Source organism: Terriglobales bacterium (genome assembly GCA_035543055.1).
Classification (GTDB): Bacteria; Acidobacteriota; Terriglobia; order Terriglobales; family Acidobacteriaceae; genus JAIQFD01.
This window is the reverse complement of record DATKKJ010000021.1, coordinates 14,323-31,593: the sequence shown is the minus strand read 5'-3', so window position 1 is coordinate 31,593 and position 17,271 is coordinate 14,323. Positions and strand designations below refer to the sequence as shown.

General features: G+C 64.1%; 17 protein-coding genes. 13 read left to right on the top strand and 4 right to left on the bottom strand.

Annotated features, from left to right (window positions below; translation table 11 throughout):
- The first annotated feature begins 127 nt into the window (after window positions 1–127).
- The 8 genes from VMS96_01455 (at window position 128) to VMS96_01420 (ending at window position 7,391) form a co-directional block, all read left to right on the top strand.
- Entirely contained in the window at window positions 128–1,144 is a 1,017-nt protein-coding gene (locus VMS96_01455; GenBank protein ID HVP42064.1) for a ThiF family adenylyltransferase, read from the top strand.
- A gap of 139 nt (window positions 1,145–1,283) precedes the next feature.
- Window positions 1,284–2,618 carry an MFS transporter gene (locus VMS96_01450; protein ID HVP42063.1) on the top strand — a complete coding sequence of 445 codons (1,335 nt, stop codon included), beginning with the start codon at window positions 1,284–1,286 and terminating at the stop codon, window positions 2,616–2,618.
- Between the two features lie 177 nt (window positions 2,619–2,795).
- Window positions 2,796–3,401: a sigma-70 family RNA polymerase sigma factor gene (locus VMS96_01445; protein HVP42062.1), complete on the top strand. Its 606-nt coding sequence runs from the start codon at window positions 2,796–2,798 to the stop codon at window positions 3,399–3,401.
- A 46-nt stretch (window positions 3,402–3,447) separates the two neighbouring features.
- The gene (locus tag VMS96_01440) at window positions 3,448–4,089 is read left to right on the top strand and encodes a hypothetical protein (protein ID HVP42061.1); all 642 of its coding nucleotides are present in this window, start codon (window positions 3,448–3,450) and stop codon (window positions 4,087–4,089) included.
- A 58-nt stretch (window positions 4,090–4,147) separates the two neighbouring features.
- Complete coding sequence (locus tag VMS96_01435; protein ID HVP42060.1) at window positions 4,148–5,002, top strand: DUF4097 family beta strand repeat-containing protein; 855 nt, start codon at window positions 4,148–4,150, stop codon at window positions 5,000–5,002.
- Window positions 5,003–5,059: 57 nt separating this feature from the next.
- Window positions 5,060–5,587 (top strand): shikimate kinase, encoded by a 528-nt coding sequence (locus VMS96_01430; GenBank protein ID HVP42059.1) that lies wholly within the window; start codon window positions 5,060–5,062, stop codon window positions 5,585–5,587.
- 1 nt (window position 5,588) lies between these two features.
- A complete protein-coding gene (locus VMS96_01425; GenBank protein ID HVP42058.1) occupies window positions 5,589–6,341 on the top strand; it encodes a hypothetical protein in 753 nt (250 codons plus the stop codon).
- Window positions 6,342–6,365: 24 nt separating this feature from the next.
- Window positions 6,366–7,391, top strand: a complete 1,026-nt coding sequence (locus VMS96_01420; protein HVP42057.1) for an AI-2E family transporter — start codon at window positions 6,366–6,368, stop codon at window positions 7,389–7,391.
- 4 nt (window positions 7,392–7,395) lie between these two features.
- Here the strand turns inward: VMS96_01420 and VMS96_01415 are convergent, their stop codons facing one another.
- Window positions 7,396–8,277: a glycosyltransferase family 2 protein gene (locus tag VMS96_01415; GenBank protein HVP42056.1), complete on the bottom strand. Its 882-nt coding sequence runs from the start codon at window positions 8,275–8,277 to the stop codon at window positions 7,396–7,398.
- Between the two features lie 60 nt (window positions 8,278–8,337).
- Here VMS96_01415 and VMS96_01410 point away from each other — a divergent pair, with 60 nt between their 5' ends.
- A complete protein-coding gene (locus tag VMS96_01410; protein ID HVP42055.1) occupies window positions 8,338–9,159 on the top strand; it encodes an ABC transporter ATP-binding protein in 822 nt (273 codons plus the stop codon).
- Window positions 9,156–9,959 (top strand): ABC transporter permease, encoded by an 804-nt coding sequence (locus VMS96_01405; GenBank protein ID HVP42054.1) that lies wholly within the window; start codon window positions 9,156–9,158, stop codon window positions 9,957–9,959. Before VMS96_01410 ends, VMS96_01405 begins: the two co-directional genes overlap by 4 nt.
- A gap of 342 nt (window positions 9,960–10,301) precedes the next feature.
- On the opposite strand, the gene rho is transcribed toward VMS96_01405, so the two are convergent.
- The 3 genes from rho to VMS96_01390 all read right to left on the bottom strand — a co-directional run bounded on the left by rho (window position 10,302) and on the right by VMS96_01390 (window position 13,772).
- Window positions 10,302–11,552, bottom strand: a complete 1,251-nt coding sequence (gene rho / locus VMS96_01400; GenBank protein ID HVP42053.1) for a transcription termination factor Rho — start codon at window positions 11,550–11,552, stop codon at window positions 10,302–10,304.
- Between the two features lie 112 nt (window positions 11,553–11,664).
- Window positions 11,665–11,892: a hypothetical protein gene (locus VMS96_01395; GenBank protein ID HVP42052.1), complete on the bottom strand. Its 228-nt coding sequence runs from the start codon at window positions 11,890–11,892 to the stop codon at window positions 11,665–11,667.
- 332 nt (window positions 11,893–12,224) lie between these two features.
- On the bottom strand, window positions 12,225–13,772 hold the full coding sequence (locus tag VMS96_01390; protein HVP42051.1) for a YifB family Mg chelatase-like AAA ATPase: 1,548 nt from the start codon (window positions 13,770–13,772) through the stop codon (window positions 12,225–12,227).
- A gap of 76 nt (window positions 13,773–13,848) precedes the next feature.
- On the opposite strand from VMS96_01390, the gene VMS96_01385 reads away from it, so the two are divergent.
- From VMS96_01385 to VMS96_01375, 3 genes are read left to right on the top strand one after another with little or no spacing between them, the layout of a single operon-like run.
- Window positions 13,849–14,160: an acyl carrier protein gene (locus VMS96_01385; GenBank protein ID HVP42050.1), complete on the top strand. Its 312-nt coding sequence runs from the start codon at window positions 13,849–13,851 to the stop codon at window positions 14,158–14,160.
- A gap of 2 nt (window positions 14,161–14,162) precedes the next feature.
- Window positions 14,163–15,401, top strand: a complete 1,239-nt coding sequence (locus VMS96_01380) for a beta-ketoacyl-[acyl-carrier-protein] synthase family protein (GenBank protein ID HVP42049.1) — start codon at window positions 14,163–14,165, stop codon at window positions 15,399–15,401.
- Between the two features lie 27 nt (window positions 15,402–15,428).
- Entirely contained in the window at window positions 15,429–17,114 is a 1,686-nt protein-coding gene (locus VMS96_01375) for a hypothetical protein (protein HVP42048.1), read from the top strand.
- Window positions 17,115–17,271 lie beyond the last annotated feature (157 nt).

The window sequence follows — 17,271 nt, the reverse complement described above, 5'->3', positions numbered from 1 at the left end:
CGATCGCCGGCAATGCTGATCAGCTATCAGATGAGCAGCCGCTGAACTTTCGTTGCACGCGCAACCAGCAGCGCCCGGGGTTAATTCACGGGTATCGCGGCACTTATAATAACGGTTAGGACCCCGAATGCCGATTGAAGATCGTTACTCCCGCCAGGTGCTGTTCTCCGGCATCGGCGCGGAAGGTCAGCGCCGCCTGCGCTCGTCTCGGGTCGCGGTGGTCGGCTGCGGCGCCACGGGATCGGCCGTCGCCGCGCTGCTCGCCCGCGCCGGCGTCGGGCGCCTGACCATCCTCGACCGCGATTACGTCGAGCCCAGCAACCTGCAACGCCAGTCGCTGTTCGACGAGGCCGATGCCGCCGAATCCCTGCCCAAGGCCATCGCGGCCCAGCGCCGGATCGCTACCTTCAATTCCGAACTCGAGGTTCGGGGAGAAGTTGCGGACCTGCGTCCGGAGAATGTCGAGGAACTTCTCGGCACAGAGCAGCTCGTGGCGGACGGCACCGACAACTTCGAGACCCGCTACCTGGTGAACGACTTCTGCGTGAAGAATTCCCTGCCCTGGATCTACGCCGCCGCGGTCGGCAGTTATGGGGTCACGATGAACATCCTGCCCGGAGAGACGGCATGCCTGTCGTGTATCTTCCCAGCCGCTCCCCAGGGAACCGTCGAAACCTGCGATACTTCCGGCATCCTGAACTCGGTGGTGAACCAGGTCGCATCCATCGAAGCCACCGAAGCCATCAAGCTGCTGGTCGGCGCCCGCGACAGGGTGCGGCGTACCCTGCTCTCCTTCGATGCCTGGGCGAATGAGCACTCGGAGATCTCCACGGCTCGGCCGCGCAGCGATTGCCACACCTGCAGCGCCCGCCAGTTCCCGTACCTGTCCGGGGAGGGCCGCCCGCACGTCACGCTGTGCGGGCGCAACTCGGTGCAGATCCACGAGCGCCACCGGCCCATCGATTTCCGCGAGATGAACAACCGCCTGGCCCCTCACGGCACCGTCAAGCACAACCAATTCGTGCTCAAGTTCTGGCACGAGCCTTACGAGATGACGCTGTTCCCGGACGGCCGCGCCATCATCAAGGGGACCACCGACACCGCGGTGGCGCGCAGCCTGTACGCCCGCTACATCGGGAGCTAGCAGGCCCAGCACCGTGCGGTGGCCCGGCTGGGAAGGTTGTTCTTGAGTCGTCTCACGACAGTCGGGCCGACTTCTGTTATCTTAGTTGGTCGTCCTCTATTGTCGTGTTGACTAGAAGACGCCCCCGACCGATCCCTTCATGAACGACCCCAAGACCCCGAGCGACAACCGTCCCAGCCCTGATCTGCCCCGCAGCGGCGGCCCCAAGCCCCAGCCGCCGAAGGCGTACCGCTGGTTGGTGCTGATCTTCGTCAGCCTGACTATGTTCGGCAATTACTACATCTTCGACAGCATCAATCCACTGGTCGATATTTTCAGGAGCCAGCTCGGTTTCTCCGCCTCCGTCATCGGCTACCTGAACAGCGCTTACAACGGCGCCGCGATCCTGGCCCTCGCGGTGGGTGGGATCATCGTCGACCGCTTCGGAACGAAGAGATCCATCACGTTCTTCTCCATCCTGTGCTTGATCGCGTCCGCATGGATGGTCATCAGCGGCCACGCATGGTCGATGCTGGCGGCCCGTTTTGTGCTCGGCCTGGGGGCCGAGCCGCTGATCGTCGCCGTGACCACGGCGATCGCCAAGTGGTTCAAAGGCAAGGAACTGAGCTTCGCCTTCGGGGTCAATCTGCTGATCGCTCGGGCCGCCTCGTGGCTGGCTGACAACTCACCGACGTGGGCATCGTGGGCGTTCGACGGCACCTGGTATCGGCCGCTGCATATCGGCATTGCAGCGGGATTGATCTGCGTGGTGGCTGCACTCATCTACTGGGTCCTGGAGGCGCGCGGCGAAAGGCTGTACACGGTCGGAGAAGCCGCAGCCACCGACAAACTCAGGGTGCGGGACGCGTTCCTCTTCGGGCGGACCTTCTGGTACATCGTCGCCCTGTGTGTCACCTTCTACGCAGTGGTGTTCTCGTTCCGTCTGTTCGGCATCGACTACTTCATCAGCGCGCACGGCCGGTCGCGGGAAGCGGCCGGCCGCTTGAACGGTTTCCTCCCGCTGATGGCGATGTGGGCCACTCCGGTGTTCGGCCTGATCGCCGACCGGGTCGGCAAGCGGGCCACCTTCATGTTGATCGGGTCGGGAGCGATGCCGCTGGTGTTCCTGCTGATGGGCTATTCCCAGGCTTCCCTCTGGCTGCCCGTGGGAATGCTGGGGGTAGCCTTCTCTTTGATCCCCGCGATCATGTGGCCCTCGGTCGCCTACCTGGTGGAGCAGCGGCGGTTGGGCAGTGCCTATGCCCTGATGACGCTCTGCCAGCAGGTCGGCTGGCTTATCATGAACCAGGCCATTGGCTACAGCCAGGACCGGTTCCGGGCGACGCCAGCGCATCCGGCGGGCTATCTGCCTATGCTTTGGATCCTGACTGGAGTCAGCCTGTTGGGGATCGTCTTCGCCTTCCTCCTATGGCGAGCCGGGCAGGGGCCGGAGGCCCATGCGCTCGAGACGATCACGACAAAAACAGGTGTCTGATCGGACTGTTCAGGTAGCCAAACGGTAACCAAACGAGTCATTTGGAGGAGCCGCCCGGTTAGCGGGCGGCATCGGTTTCGGCCCCTTCCACAGCGGCCCTAGTTTCCCAGGCGTTCGGCAACACGTACAACGGGCAGGTACTTAGCCGCATCTTACAAGTGCGGCCTGAAGAAGGCATTGACCCAAGCTAAGAAAATCATAGCTCCCGGGCTCTCAGAGGCAGAGGCGATTGACCGAGCCAAGCGGGGAGACGCGGAATCGTTCGAGGCCCTGTATGGTCTCCACAAACGCCGTGTCTATTCGCTGTGTCTCCGCATGACCGGCAACACGGCCGAGGCCGAAGACCTGACCCAGGAGGCGTTCCTGCAGCTGTACCGCAAGATCGCGACGTTCCGGGGTGAGTCCGCCTTCTCCACCTGGTTGCACCGGCTGGCCGTGAACGTGGTGCTGATGCACCTGCGCAAGAAGGGCCTGCCTGAGGTTTCGCTGGAAGCGACCTTGGAGCCTCAGCAGGATGACGGGCCGAAGAGGGATATCGGGACGCGGGACACCGTGCTGGCCGGCTCCATCGACCGGATCAATCTGGAGCGGGCCATCGAGAGCCTGCCTCCCGGCTATCGCATCATCTTCGTGCTGCACGATATCGAAGGCTACGAGCACAACGAGATCGCCGAGATGCTGGGGTGCTCGATCGGCAACAGCAAATCGCAGCTCCACAAGGCGAGAATGAAGCTGCGCGACCTCCTCAAGTTGAGCAGAGCCGAAAAGGCCCCACGCCGATGAGAGGAGCCATGACACGGGCGAGTTTTCTCGGGGAGAGGATGTAGTCATGACATGCGCCGAATTCCAGAAGGTGCTTCCCTTCATCATCGAGAGCGGCGGTAACGCCGAGGAGCAAGCTCATCAGGAGAGCTGTCCTGTCTGTTCCGACCTGGTGGCGGACCTCAAATACATCGCCGAGCAGGCCAAACTGTTGGTGCCGATGGTGGACCCCAGCCCCAAGGTGTGGACCGGCATCCAGGCTGCGCTCGAGCGGGAAGGGCTGGTGCGTCCCGCTGGGACGGGCCGATTTCCGTCCCCAGTCGCAGTGATACCGGCCCGCTGGGCCCCCGGCAAGAGTCTGGTCGCGGTGGCCGCGGTGGTTCTCATCGCGTTTGCGGTTGTCACTTACAACGTGCGCCGCAACCAGCCTGGAAGCGAAGTCGCTTTACAGCCGGTTGCCGCTCCCGAGGTCTCGCTTGCGGCCGTCGATGCCGAAGACGCTCAGTTGCTCCAGCTGGTTTCCCAGCTGGTTCCCGCCGAGCGGACAACGTACGAAGACAGCCTGAAGAGCGTGAATTCCTACATCGCGGATGCCGAGAAGAGGCTGGCGGAACATCCGGAGAGCCAGGAGGCTCGAGACCATCTGATGTACGCCTATGACCAGAAAGCCATGCTCTATCAGATGGCCGTATCGAGTTCATTGCACTAAGCCGGAGACCGGCGCGCCCCAAGGGGTAGAATGCCGGAACGGGGCAGGAGAGAGTGGCATGAGTAGGACATCAACCTGTTTGAAGCATCTGGGCTGGGCCGCCGCCCTGGCTGCCTGCGCCGCGTTCGCTGCCGACGCGCACAAGGAATTCCGCTATACCGTGGGCTCGGGTGCGACCCTGAACGTGGTGAACGAGTCGGGCTCGGTCACCATCCGTCCCTCCGGCTCGCGCCAAGTCCTCATCAGCACCACCGCGCATTCCGACAAGGTCGAAATCGATTCCAGCCAGACCGGCAACCGCATCGAAGCCGAGACCCGACTCCTCGGAAAGGCCGCCGGGGACGAAGCCCGGGTGGACTACGACATCCAGGTCCCCGCCGACGTCATGCTCTCGGTGCGCGCCGATGGCGGTCCCATCCGCGTCGAAAAGGTGCGCAGCGACATGACCCTGGAGGGTAGCGCCGCTGCCATCACCGTCCAGGATTGCAACAATTCCCATGTCCACATCCACGCCATCAAAGGTCCGGTCACCGTCAGCAACGTGAGCAATGGACACGTGGAGATCACCAGTGTCAAAGGCGATGTTCAGCTGAATTCAGTCACCGGCCCGAAGGTTTCCATCAACACTACTAAGGGGGCCATTCGCTACGCGGGCAACTTTAGCGGAGGCGGAGATTATTTTCTTAGCAGCCACTCGGGTGACATTGACGTGGTCCTGCCGACGACCGCGTCAGTTGACTTGACTGCCCGCTCGGTCTCCGGCAGCGTCGAGCAGGACTTCCCCCTGCAGCAGAAGTCCCGCCTCGGATTTCAACCGACTCCGGGACGTTCCTTCGCAGGCACCTCGAATACGGGGGCGTCGTCGGTCCAGCTCCGCAGCTTCAGTGGTAAAATCCGCGTCAAGAAGCAGTAGCTCTCATTGAAAATTCTTGTAGAGACGCCTTCACAGGCGTCTCTAGCGAACGGTCCTATGGCCAGCCATCGCGCGGTGTTCCTCGTCGGCTTCATGGGCGCCGGCAAGACCACTGTCGGGCGGGAGCTTGCGGCCCGCCTGGGATGGCGGTTCGTGGACTTGGATGACCGCGTCGAGGCCCGGGAGAGGCGGTCGGTGGCCGAGATCTTCCGCGACTCCGGCGAGGCGGCGTTCCGAAAGGCAGAAACCGTGGCTTTGCGCGAACTGCTCGACGAACTCGATCACGAGCGGCCCACTGTGGCCGCCCTCGGGGGCGGGGCATTCGTGCAGGACGAGAACGCCTGGTTGCTGGCGGAGGCGGGCGACCCCATGGTCTTCCTCGATGCCCCTTACGAAGTGCTCCACCAGCGCTGCGGTCCCCAGGGAACCTCGCGTCCGCTCTTCCAGGACGAGGCGCGGTTCCGTGAGCTCTACGAGACCCGCCGGCCCCACTATCTGCGCGCCCAGGTGCGCGTCGACACAACCCAACACACGGTCGCGCAAGTCGCGGCCGAGATCATCGAGCGCTTGCAGCTCGGGAGGTAATGTGAAGCGGTCCGCTACGGTCGTGGTTCTCGTCCTGCTGTTCAGCCTTCAGCTCTGCGCCGACAAGCCCAAGAAGAACGAAGCCAAGAAGGGTGAATCGAGCCAGGTCGTGGATTCCGGTTCTTTCGGCGTCTTCGTGAACGGGCAGCGGGTCGCCACCGAGAGCTTCCAGATCCAGCAGAAGACCGGATACAGCGTCACCACGTCGGAGCTGAAGATGGAGGACGGCTCGAAGGCGGCGCAGCAGGCGGAGCTGGAGTTGATGTCGAACGGCGATCTCCGCAAGTACGAATGGCGGGAGCTGAACCCGGGAAAGGCGCGGGCCACCCTGCAGCCGTCCGACACTTTCCTCATCGAGAAGGTCACGCCCCAGCCGGGAGAGAAGACCTCGGAGCTGGCTTTCATCCTCCCGCCCTCGACCCTGGTGGTGGACGATTACTTTTTCAGTCACCGGGAGATCCTGCTGTGGCGCTACATCGCCACTGCCTGCGGCCAGCCTGCGGAGAATAACCGCTGCCGCATGGACAAGCTGCAGTTCGGTATCTTCGTTCCGCGGCAGCACGCCCCCGCGAACGTCTCGTTGGAATACAAAGGCCGGGAGAAGGTGCTCATCCGCGGCACCGAACGCGAACTCGAGCGTTTCGACATGACCGCCGAGGGATTGCAGTGGTCCTTCTGGGTGGACTGGGCGGATAGCTACAAGCTGCAGCGCATCCTGGTCAGCAGCGAGAAGACCGAGATCCTCCGCGACTAGACTGCCGGTACGGCCGCGCACCCTATGGCAGAGTCCCATCATCGCTCCGACATCCTCTTTGCCTTCGGCGTCGCTCTCCTGCTGTGCTTCGCTTACCTGGAACGAGACGTCTTGCTGCTCACCTACGTGAGCGCCCTCTTTGCGGTCGTGCTCTCGCCCATGATCGAAGGCATCCGCAGGATCCGTATCGGCGGCTGGCACCCGGGACGCGGGCTGGCCATCTTCATCCTCCTCATCGGCGTGCTGGCCCTGCTCGCACTGGCCTTCGCCTTCATGCTGCCGCCCATCGTGCGCGACGCTCGGTCCCTCATCGCCGAGTGGCCCACCCGTGCGGCTCAGATCACCGAGAGGATCCAGCGACTGCCGCTGGCTGGGCACCTTGACGTGCAGACCCTGCAGCAGACCCTGGCGGGCGCGGTGGGGGGCGTGCTCGGCTTGTTCAAGAAGGTCACCGGCGGCCTGCTTACGTTCTTCAGCGGGGTGATCCTGACCGCATACTTCATCCTGGATGGCGAGCGCGCCTTCCACTGGGTGATGTCGCTGTTTCCGGCCGGTCGCCGCGCTCGCCTGCAATCGACCCTGATCCGGGCCCAGGGGCGGGTCCGGCATTGGCTCGTGGGACAGGCGGCGTTGATGCTGATCCTGGGCGTTCTCAGCACCATCACCTTCGCGGCGCTACAGATCAAGTATTCCTCGGCCCTCGGATTCCTGGCTGGGTTGCTGAACATCGTTCCCATCGTAGGTCCGCTGGTGTCGGTGGTCCTGGCGGCGCTGGTGGCAGGACTCGATTCCTGGCCGAAGCTGCTTGGCGTGCTCGTGTTCTACGCCGTGTACCAGCAGATCGAGAATGCCTACCTGACGCCCCGCATCATGCGCGCCAGTGTGGATCTGCCGGCGCTGGCGGTCATCATCGCCTTGAGCGTCGGCGGAGCGCTGGCCGGGATCCTGGGGGCGCTGGTGGCGGTCCCGACCGCCGCCTGGGTCGCAGTGCTGGTGGAGGAATACATTGTGGACCGGAACGCGGGCAACCCTGCGCCGTCGCAGCAATAGCCCTTTAGCGGCCCGTCAGCGGAAGCTCTGTGGCGCGGATGCGCTCGAGAGCTTGGTGAAAGACGGCGGCCTCGGCGTCGGTGACTGGTTCTCCCCTTCTCCGTACCAGTCTCTGCTCCAAGCCAATGACATGTGCCAAGCCGTAGACGCCGATCCGCACCCAGTGTGCCGTGGCCGCCGCAGCCGCATTCAATGTACCTAGCTCTGCACGATCGCTCCACAACAAGGCGGCAAGTTCAGCCTTGTCGCGTGCGTACCCGCCGAAGGAGAACGCCTGCTCCTCGCGGTAGAAGTAGAGCGGGTCGGCAAGATTGGCAAAGCGGCTGTCACCCCGGCTGCCGAACCACAGTTCCCAATCCTCGCAGCCGCGATTGCGCTCGTTATACGGATGCTCTCTCCACCAGTCGGTCCGGCCGACGGTCGAGGCGTGGGCGATGCGGAACCCGGTGAGGGGATCAGCGATGATTTCGGCGTGACCGGCCGGCAGGCGGCGCGCACTGGTCGGCCGGCAGTGCGCGTCGAAGCTGATCAGCCCGCACCCGGCGACGTCCACCTCGGGATGGTCATCCAGGAACGCGAACTGGCGGACCAGGCGCTCGGGGTGCATCATGTCGTCCGCGTCCATGCGGGCGATGTACCGGCCCGCCGCCTGTAAGACGATCTGATTCAGACGCGCCCCCAGCCCGCGGTGCTCGCCATCCACCAGCACCCGCACTCGTGGATCTTTCAGCTGGCGCAACACCTCGACGCTGCCGTCTCGCGAGCCATCATCTACGGCAATCAATTCCCAATCAGAGAAGGTCTGCGCAAAGATGCTTCGCAACGCATCTTCTAGGAATGGCCCCGCGTTATAGACGGGCAAGCCGATGGTGAACAGGGGAGTCACGGAGTACTGAGTACTACCACAGGCGCCGGTTTGGCGCAGCAATCGGCTGGCGAAGAATGTATGCTGTCGGCAACCGCGGTTCTCTCTTCCATGGACACAGTCACCCTGGAATCCGTGAGCAAGTTCTTCCGCCACCGGCCTGCCTTGTGGAACTGGTTGGGCGCGGAGCGGCGCGGCGTGACCCGCGCCTTGTCACGGATCTCCCTGCGCGCGGCCGAAGGCGACGTGCTGGTGATCCTGGGGCCGAATGGCAGCGGCAAGACCACACTGCTCAAGCTGGTCTCCACCATGCTGCTGCCCGACGAAGGGCGCGTCCTGGTCTGCGATGCCGACACCGCAGACGACGCCCGCCGCGCCCGCCGCTCCGTGGGCTTCGCCGTGGCCTCCGAGCGCTCCTTCTTTCCCCGGCTGACCGCCCGCGAGAATCTCGATTTCTTCGCCGCGCTGGAGCAGGTCTCGCGCGAAGAGCGCCCGGCGACCATCCAGCAAGCCCTCGAGGCCTCCCTGCTCGCCGAGGTCGGCGACACCCTGGTGATGAAATTCTCCAGCGGCATGTACCAGCGCTTGGGGATCGCGCGCGCTCTCCTGAAGCGGCCCGCGGTGCTCCTGCTCGACGAGCCGACGCGCAGCCTCGACCCCGGCGGCACCTGGCGCCTGTGGCAGCTCCTGCGCCGCACCTCTGAGCTCGGCACCACCATCCTGCTCGCCACCCACAATTTCGAGGAAGCAGCGACCATCGGACAGCACGTCGTCGTGCTGCGCCACGGGGAAGTGGCCGCCGAGCGTCGCGTCGGCCACCAGACCTCGATCGAGGACTTGCGTTCGTTCTATTTCCGCGAGATCGAGCCCGAGGGCGCCGAAGTCCCGGGGGAGGTTGGATGAGCGGGCTCCTCGACAGACTTTCCGTCATCCTCCGCCGCGACATCCTGACCGCGCTGCGCTACCGCGCCGCTTCCGGAACGTACGTTGCCGGCATGCTGGCGGAACTCGCGGCCTTCTACTATCTGGCCCGCGCCGTCGGCCCCGGCTTCCGGCCGGACGGCGTGGACTATTTCCCCTTCCTGCTGCTGGGGACCGGCCTTTACGGATTCTTCGTGGCCGGGGTCGCCTCCTTCGTCAACAGCATCCATGAAGCCCAGCTGACCGGGACGATGGAAGTCCTGATGACCACCTCCACGCCGGAGCCGGAACTGGTGTTCCTGACCGCCGCATCGGCCTTCTTTACCCGCACCTTGCACCTGGCGTTCTACCTGGTGGTCGGGGTGGTCGTATTTCGCGTGGAACTGGCCCACCCGAACATCGCGGGCGCGTTGGCCGTCTTCGTCCTCTCGATGGCCATCGCCGTAGCGGCCGGCATCGCCATTGCGGCTGTACAAGTCGCCCTCCAGCGAGGCGCCGGAATGGTGTGGCTGCTCGGCTCGCTGCTCTGGTTGCTCACGGGGGCCACCTTCCCGGTCTCGGCGCTGCCCTCACCCCTGCGCCAGGTGGGGGAACTCATCCCCATCACTCATTCCCTCGACGGCCTGCGCCTGGCGCTCCTCCACGATGCTGATTGGGGGACACTAGCCCGGCCCCTGGCCGTCCTGGCGGTCTACACCCTCGTCCTTTTGCCGCTTAGCGTCTGGCTGTTCGGACGTGCCCTGCGCTATGCCCGTCGCGAGGGCAGTCTTTCCTATTACTAACGGTTGTTGGAGTCGCCGTCGCTTTCGGGTTATGATGTGGCGTCTCGGCAAGCAGGGCTCAGCTACCGCGGTCGTGCTTTGCCGCTCATCCACATGAGTAACGAGAAATCAGCGCACACCAAGCCGCCGAAATCGGGCAAGAAGCCTTACCGCAAGCCTTCCTTCAAGCACGAGAAGGTCTTCGAGACTATGGCCTTGGCCTGCGGGAAGACCGGCCCCACCTCGTCCGGGTGCCAACACGTGAAGAAAACTTCCTAAGCCTGTTCCGAAAGAGAGCTCGTCCCAAAACAGAAAGCCCGGCATCAGCCGGGCTCTTTGTTGCTATGCACTTTGGACTATGCGCTACAAGGAACTCATGTTGCTGAGAAACTCGCCGTTGGTTTTGGTCTTGCTCAGCTTGTCGATGAGCAGCTCCATGGCCTCGACGGGGGAGAGCGGGGTCAGCACCTTGCGCAGCACCCAGATGCGCGCCAGGTCGTCCTTGGGGATGATGAGCTCTTCTTTGCGGGTGCCCGAGCGCTGGATGTCGATGGCCGGGAACACGCGCTTGTCGCTCAGCTTCCGGTCCAGGATCACCTCCGAGTTGCCGGTCCCCTTGAATTCTTCGAAGATCACGTCGTCCATGCGGCTGCCGGTCTCGATCAGGGCGGTGGCGATGATGCTCAGCGAACCCCCTTCCTCGATGTTGCGGGCCGCGCCGAAGAAGCGCTTCGGGCGCTGCAGGGCGTTGGAATCCACGCCGCCCGACAGCACCTTGCCCGACGGCGGCACGATGGTGTTGTAGGCGCGTGCCAGGCGCGTGATCGAATCCAGCAGGATCACCACGTCGCGCTTGTGCTCTACCAGGCGCTTGGCCTTCTCGATCACCATCTCCGCCACCTGCACGTGACGCGCTGCGGGCTCGTCGAAGGTCGAACTGATGACCTCGCCCTTGACCGAGCGCTGCATGTCGGTGACTTCTTCCGGGCGCTCGTCGATCAGCAGCACGATGAGCACGACCTCAGGGTGGTTGGTGGTGATGGAGTTGGCGATGTTCTGCAGGATCATCGTCTTGCCGGCGCGCGGCGGGCTGACGATCAGGGCGCGCTGCCCCTTGCCCAGCGGCGTCAGCAGGTCCATGACCCGGGCGCCGATGTTCTCCTTCAGGGTCTCCAGCTTGATGCGCTCCTGCGGGTAGAGCGGCGTCAGGTTGTCGAACAGGATCTTGTTGCGCGCTTCGTCGGGTGATTCGAAGTTCACCGCCTCGATCTTCACCAGCGCGAAATATTTCTCTCCCTCGTGCGGCGGGCGCACCTGGCCGCTGACCGTGTCGCCGGTCTTGAGGTCGAACTTGCGGATCTGCGAGGGCGAAACGTAGATGTCGTCCGGACCGGGCAGGTAGTTGTAGTCGGGAGAGCGCAGGAAGCCGTATCCGTCGGGGAGGATCTCCAGCACGCCTTCGGCGAAGATGTGCCCTTCCTTTTCCGATTGCGCCTGGAGGATCTTGAAGATCAGGTCCTGCTTGCGGAGGCCGCTGGCGCCAGGCAGGTCGAGGGTGCGCGCGATGCGGGTCAGCTCCGTGATGTTCTTTTCTTTCAGTTCGGCTATGGTCATAACCACCTACTGGGATTGTCCGGATTGAGGGGGGTCGGAAACGACCGGGTCGATCAAACGGAAATTGAAATTTGAAAACCAGTTCGCGGCGCGGGCGCGCCGCGAAGTCCTATTATGCAGCGCGTCGGCGGCTTTCGGCAACCCCTGCGCCGGTCGACACTACTCGAGAAGCATCGCCCGATGCCTCACCGAACTTCTCCAGGATCTCGTTCATCGTGTCCTGGATGCGGGTGTTCGGCTTGTGAAACTTGCGCGTCGCCTTCGACGCCAGCTGGCACAGCGTGTAACGGTTGCTGACGGTGCGCAACGCTTCGTGGATCAGATCAGAACGCATTTCCATGTTTTTCTCCTACCGAGGTTCGGATCGCCCAGTCCCCGGAGCCCCTTGGACTCCAACTCCGGCGATGGCTTGAAGGCCGTCCTTTGGAACCCGCCGACATCCGGCAAGTTGCGCCTGGACACGGCTAAGTTGTTGCTGCTGTTGGGCTTCCGAAGAATCGGGCACGGGACAATCTCATAGATGCCGGAGCCCTATCCTAAGTTGCTCTTTTTGAGGGGATTTTCTCTCTTCGGAAACAACGGCCACTACCAAACCTCCTTTACCTTAGTGATTGCTCACCCACAGGTCAAGAAGAATCGTACAACTGACAATATTTTCAAAGACTTAGAGGCCTAGGCCCAATAGGTGCGGTCGAGCGTCCGATACTGGATGGCTTCGGCGATGTGCTTGGGATCAATGGCCGGCGTGCCCTCCAGATCCGCGACGGTGCGCGCCACCTTCAAAATGCGGTCGTGGGCGCGGGCGCTCAGCCCCTGCTGCTGCATCGCCCGCTCCAGCAGGCGCTCGCAGTCCGCTGATAACTCGCAAAAAGTACGGATCTGGCGTGACTGCATCTGGGCGTTGCAGTAGATCCGCTCCCCGGCTCCGGCGAAGCGTTGCAACTGCACCTGGCGGGCACCGATGACCCGCTCGCGGATGTGGTCCGAGCCTTCGGGCGCCGCTCCGCTGCGCAGCTCCTTGTACTTCACTGCCGGGACGTCGATGTGGATGTCGATGCGGTCCATCAGCGGTCCCGAGATCTTCGACAGGTAGCGCTGGATCATCGGTGGCGTGCAATGGCACTCGCGGGTCAAATCATTGTGGAAGCCACAGGCGCACGGGTTCATCGCCGCCGCCAGCATGAAGCGCGCCGGGAAGGTCAGCGACATGGAGGCGCGCGCGATACAGACCGTCCCATCTTCCAAAGGTTGCCGCATTACCTCAAGCACGTTGCGCGGGAACTCCGGCAATTCGTCGAGGAAGAGCACGCCGTTGTGCGCCAGGGAGACTTCCCCCGGCCGCGGGATGACGCCGCCGCCGATCAGCCCGGCGTCGGAGATGGTGTGATGGGGCGCGCGGAACGGCCGCACTGCCACCAGCCCCGTGCCGCTGTCGAGTACCCCGGCGACGGAGTGGATCTTGGTGGTCTCCAGGGCCTCATCGAAGGTCAGGGGCGGCAGGATGGTGGGCACGCGCTTGGCGAGCATGGTCTTGCCCGAGCCCGGCGGGCCGATCATCAGGATGTTGTGGCCGCCGGCGCAGGCGACCTCCAGGGCGCGCTTCGCGGTCTGTTGCCCGCGCACGTCGCGGAAGTCGACCAGGAAGCGCCGCGACTCGTTCAGCACCGCCTGTGGGTCCACTTTCACCGGCTGGATCCCATTCCGCCCGTTGAGCAGGTTGACCACGTCGATCAGCGAGCGCACGGGATAGACGTCGACGTCGCTGACCACCGCGGCTTCGCGGGCATTGGCCTCGGGAACGATGAGACCGCGGATCTTGCGGGCGCGGGCCGCGACCGCGACCGGCAGCGCGCCCCGGATGGCGCGCACCCCGCCATCGAGCGAAAGCTCCCCGACGAAGACGTGGTCGGGGATCTCCTTGCGGGTGAGCGCGCCGTACGCTCCCAGGATGCCGAGTGCCATGGGCAGGTCGAAGCCCGAGCCTTCTTTCTTGATGTCGGCGGGCGCCAGGTTCACCGTGATCCGCGTGGGTGGGACTTCGTATCCGCAATTGCGCAGCGCCGAGCGGACGCGCTCCCGGCTCTCGCGGACAGCGGCGTCAGGCAGGCCGACGGTGGTGAAATTGTCCTGCATCGCCGCCATCGCCGACACGTCCACCTCGACATCGATGATGTGCGCATCGATGCCATAGACCGCGGCGCTCAGGGTCTTGAAGAGCATCCGAACAGCAGACTCTAGACCCGCGGCGGAACCGCTATCTATGACCGCGCTCACACCTACGTGTGAGCGCCGCGGTATGCGATACTTTCAGGCCTTCTGCGCCATCTATTCGACTATGAGCGCCATGCCCGAACCGCTCCCCGATCCGGTCACCGAGCAAGTCCTTGCCCTGGTGGCCGCCATCAAGCGTCTGCCGCGTGAGCAGGTGCGGGCCGACAGCTCCTTCGAGGAACTGGGCATCGACTCCCTTGACGCCACTACCCTGTTGTTCGAAGTCGAAGGGGCGTTCGACATCTCCGTCCCCGACGAGCAGGCGCGCTCCATCCGCAGCGTGCGCCAGATGATCGAAGGGGTGAAGGCGCTGCTGGCCGCCGCTGGACCTCGCTGACTATGCGGCGCGTCGCGGTCACTGGCATGGGCATGATCTGCGCCCTCGGCAACGACGTTTCCGAGTGCTGGAGCGCGTTGCGCGACGGACGGAGCGCCATCCAGCGCATGGAATTGGTGGACGCTTCCCTCCTCCGCTTCCAGAATGCCGCCGAGGTGCGCGGCTTCCTGCCCACACAGCATTTTGCCGAGGACAAGTGCGTGCAGCTCGACCGCTTCACCCAGTTCGCGCTGGTCGCGGCGCGCGAGGCGATTCGCGACGCCGGGCTTGGAGACGCCCTGACGGGCGTCTCTACCCGAAGGCTTGATCCGGCGCTGGCTGAGCAAACCGCGATCATCACCGGCTCCTGCACCGGCGGACAAACGTCGGAGGACCAGCAATTCGTCGAACTGTACGGCAAGAAGAGCGGACGCGTGCATCCGCTCACCATCCCGCGCACCATGGCCAACGCCGCCGCCAGCCACATCTCGATGGAATTCGGCATCACTGGCCCGGCGTTCACCATCTCAACCGCCTGCTCGTCGGCTAACCATGCCATCGGCGAAGCCTTCTGCATGGTGCGCGACGGCCGCGCCGAGATGGCGATCGCCGGCGGTAGCGAAGCACCCTTCAGCCTGGGCATGTTGAAAGCGTGGGAGGCGATGCGGGTGGTCGCGCCCGACACCTGCCGGCCGTTCTCCAAGGACCGCCAGGGGATGATCCTCGGCGAAGGCGCCGCCATGCTGGCGCTGGAACCGCTGGAGGCGGCGAAAGCCCGCGGCGCGAAGGTGCATGGGGAGATCGTCGGATTCGGCATGTCGTCCGATGCCTTCCACCTCACGCGGCCTTCCGCCGAAGGCGCGGCCCGGGCGATGAGAGCGGCGCTGGAGGATGCGGGCATCGACCCAGCTGCCATCGGATACATCAATGCCCACGGCACCGGCACGCCGCAGAACGATGCTACAGAAAGCGAGGCCACCCACCAGGTCTTCGGCCGCGCGGGCCATCTCGCGGTGAGTTCCACAAAGTCCATGCACGGACACGCGCTGGGCGCTGCGGGAGCGCTGGAAGCGGTGGCGACGTTGCTTGCCCTCCGCGAAGGCTTCCTGCCTCCCACGGCGAACTACAACACGCCCGACCCGCAGTGCGACCTCGACGTCGTCCCCAACCACGGCCGGTCCGTGCCGCTCGAATACGCGCTGTCGAATTCGTTCGCCTTCGGCGGACTGAACGCCGTCCTCGCATTCCGCCGGTCGAGCTAATACACTTGCGCGAACATCCGAGACACTATGGCAACGATGCTGGCCCGCCTGGAACAGGCACGCAGCCGCTACGTCCGCGGCGAGCGGGTCGCGTTCGAGCCGCTGCTGCGTTCCCTACGCCGCGCACGGCTCGACGATCCCGCAACCCTCATCAGGGTCCACGATGTGCTCCTGTTCCTGCGCGCGTTCCCGCCGAGCGCGCGCGTTCTGTCGTTGAGTGACGAACTCCTGGCGACGATCGGTGACCGCGTCCAGCGGCTGCGCCAGTCAGGCGCCGACATGACAACCTTCGACCCGGAGGATGTCTCGGGCATCGCTGGTACCGTTCTCTCCGACACATTCACCTATGAAGTCGCGCGCTGGCTCTGGAGGAAGTACGGCGAGCAAGTCACGGCCGAGTGGGACACAGAGGAGCAGTCGTCGCGCATGGCGGCGACCCTGCCGCGCTTTCTCCCCCTTCTCGAAGACGATTCGCTGGTCGAAGCCGATGTCCCGTATTTGGAATGGCTACATTCCGCCAATCGAGGGAACGATTTTCCCTGGCTGATGGAGCGCTTCGAGCGATTGCAGCTCCCCATCGCCCACAAGACCGAGATCTACGACGCGCTGGGCGTCACGCTGAACTGGGATTTGGGTGATGCGCCGGCCTCGCGGACCAATTTTCGCTGGCCGGTGAAGAGGCATTTCTTCCATCGCGCCGGATTCATCCAACGCCGCCAGGTGTCGATCGAGGAGGAGCTCGCTTCACCGGACATTCCCGTCCGCCGGCTCTCCCGCGCCGAAGGCGAGAAGGTTCTGGACATGGAGCAGACCGCGGTCACCATCCGCTACCGCGAGCTGTGGGGCACCACGCGCGGCGATCCTACCCAGGTGGTCGAGGCGCGGCCCGGCCGCGGCATCAGCATCTTCCTCTGGGGGCTGCCGCCTGGCCGGCGCCTGCCGTTGCGCGCCTACCACGCCGGACTGACAGTGAAGAACGGCGTTCCCATCGGCTACATCGAGGACATCGGGCTGTTCGAATGGGTGGAGATCGGCTTCAACACCTTTTACGCCTACCGCGACGGCGAGAGCGCCTGGATCTACTCCAAGATCCTCCACCTGTTCCGCCAGTTGTATGGATACACCTGCTTCTCGGTCTATCCGTACCAGCTCGGCGCCGGCAACGAGGAGGCGATCAAGTCGGGCGCGTTCTGGTTCTATCGCAAACTGGGCTTCCGGCCCGGACGCCCTGCCTTGCTCGCGCTCGCGCAACGTGAGGAGCGCAAGATCGCAGCCGATCCCAGCCACCGCACATCAGCGAGGACGCTGCGAAAGCTCGCCGCCGGGCACGTGTTCTACGAGATGCGCGGGACCGTGCGCGGCTTGTGGGACCGCTTCTCCACTCGGTCGCTCGGGATCGCCGTGCAGCGGCACATGGCGAAGAGGTTCGGCGGCGATCCGGAAGCGATGCGCCGCGAGACGCGCAAAGACCTTTCGCGCACGCTCGGCGTCAACGTCGCGGGCTGGACCGAACTCGAACGGAAAGCGCTCGACGATTGGACGGCGGCGCTGTCGCTGGTCCCCGACATCGCTCGCTGGAGCGAGGACGAGAAGATATCGCTGGCGAATATCATCCGCTCGAAAGCCGCGGATGAGGAGACCGCATATCTGCGCGGGCTGCAAAGTCACGAGCGATTGAAGCGAGCCATCCTGGAGATGGGGTCTGCGCGCTAGCGATCGAGCACGACGCGCGCGGAAGAATTTCTTCGTCGGAACATCGTGAAGCACGCGAAGTGCGTTCCTTGAAGTAACTACCTTGATTCGATTTTTCGCTTGACATCAAAATTCATTGACTCTATACATTCATCAGTCGCAACAGTAGTCAGGTTGC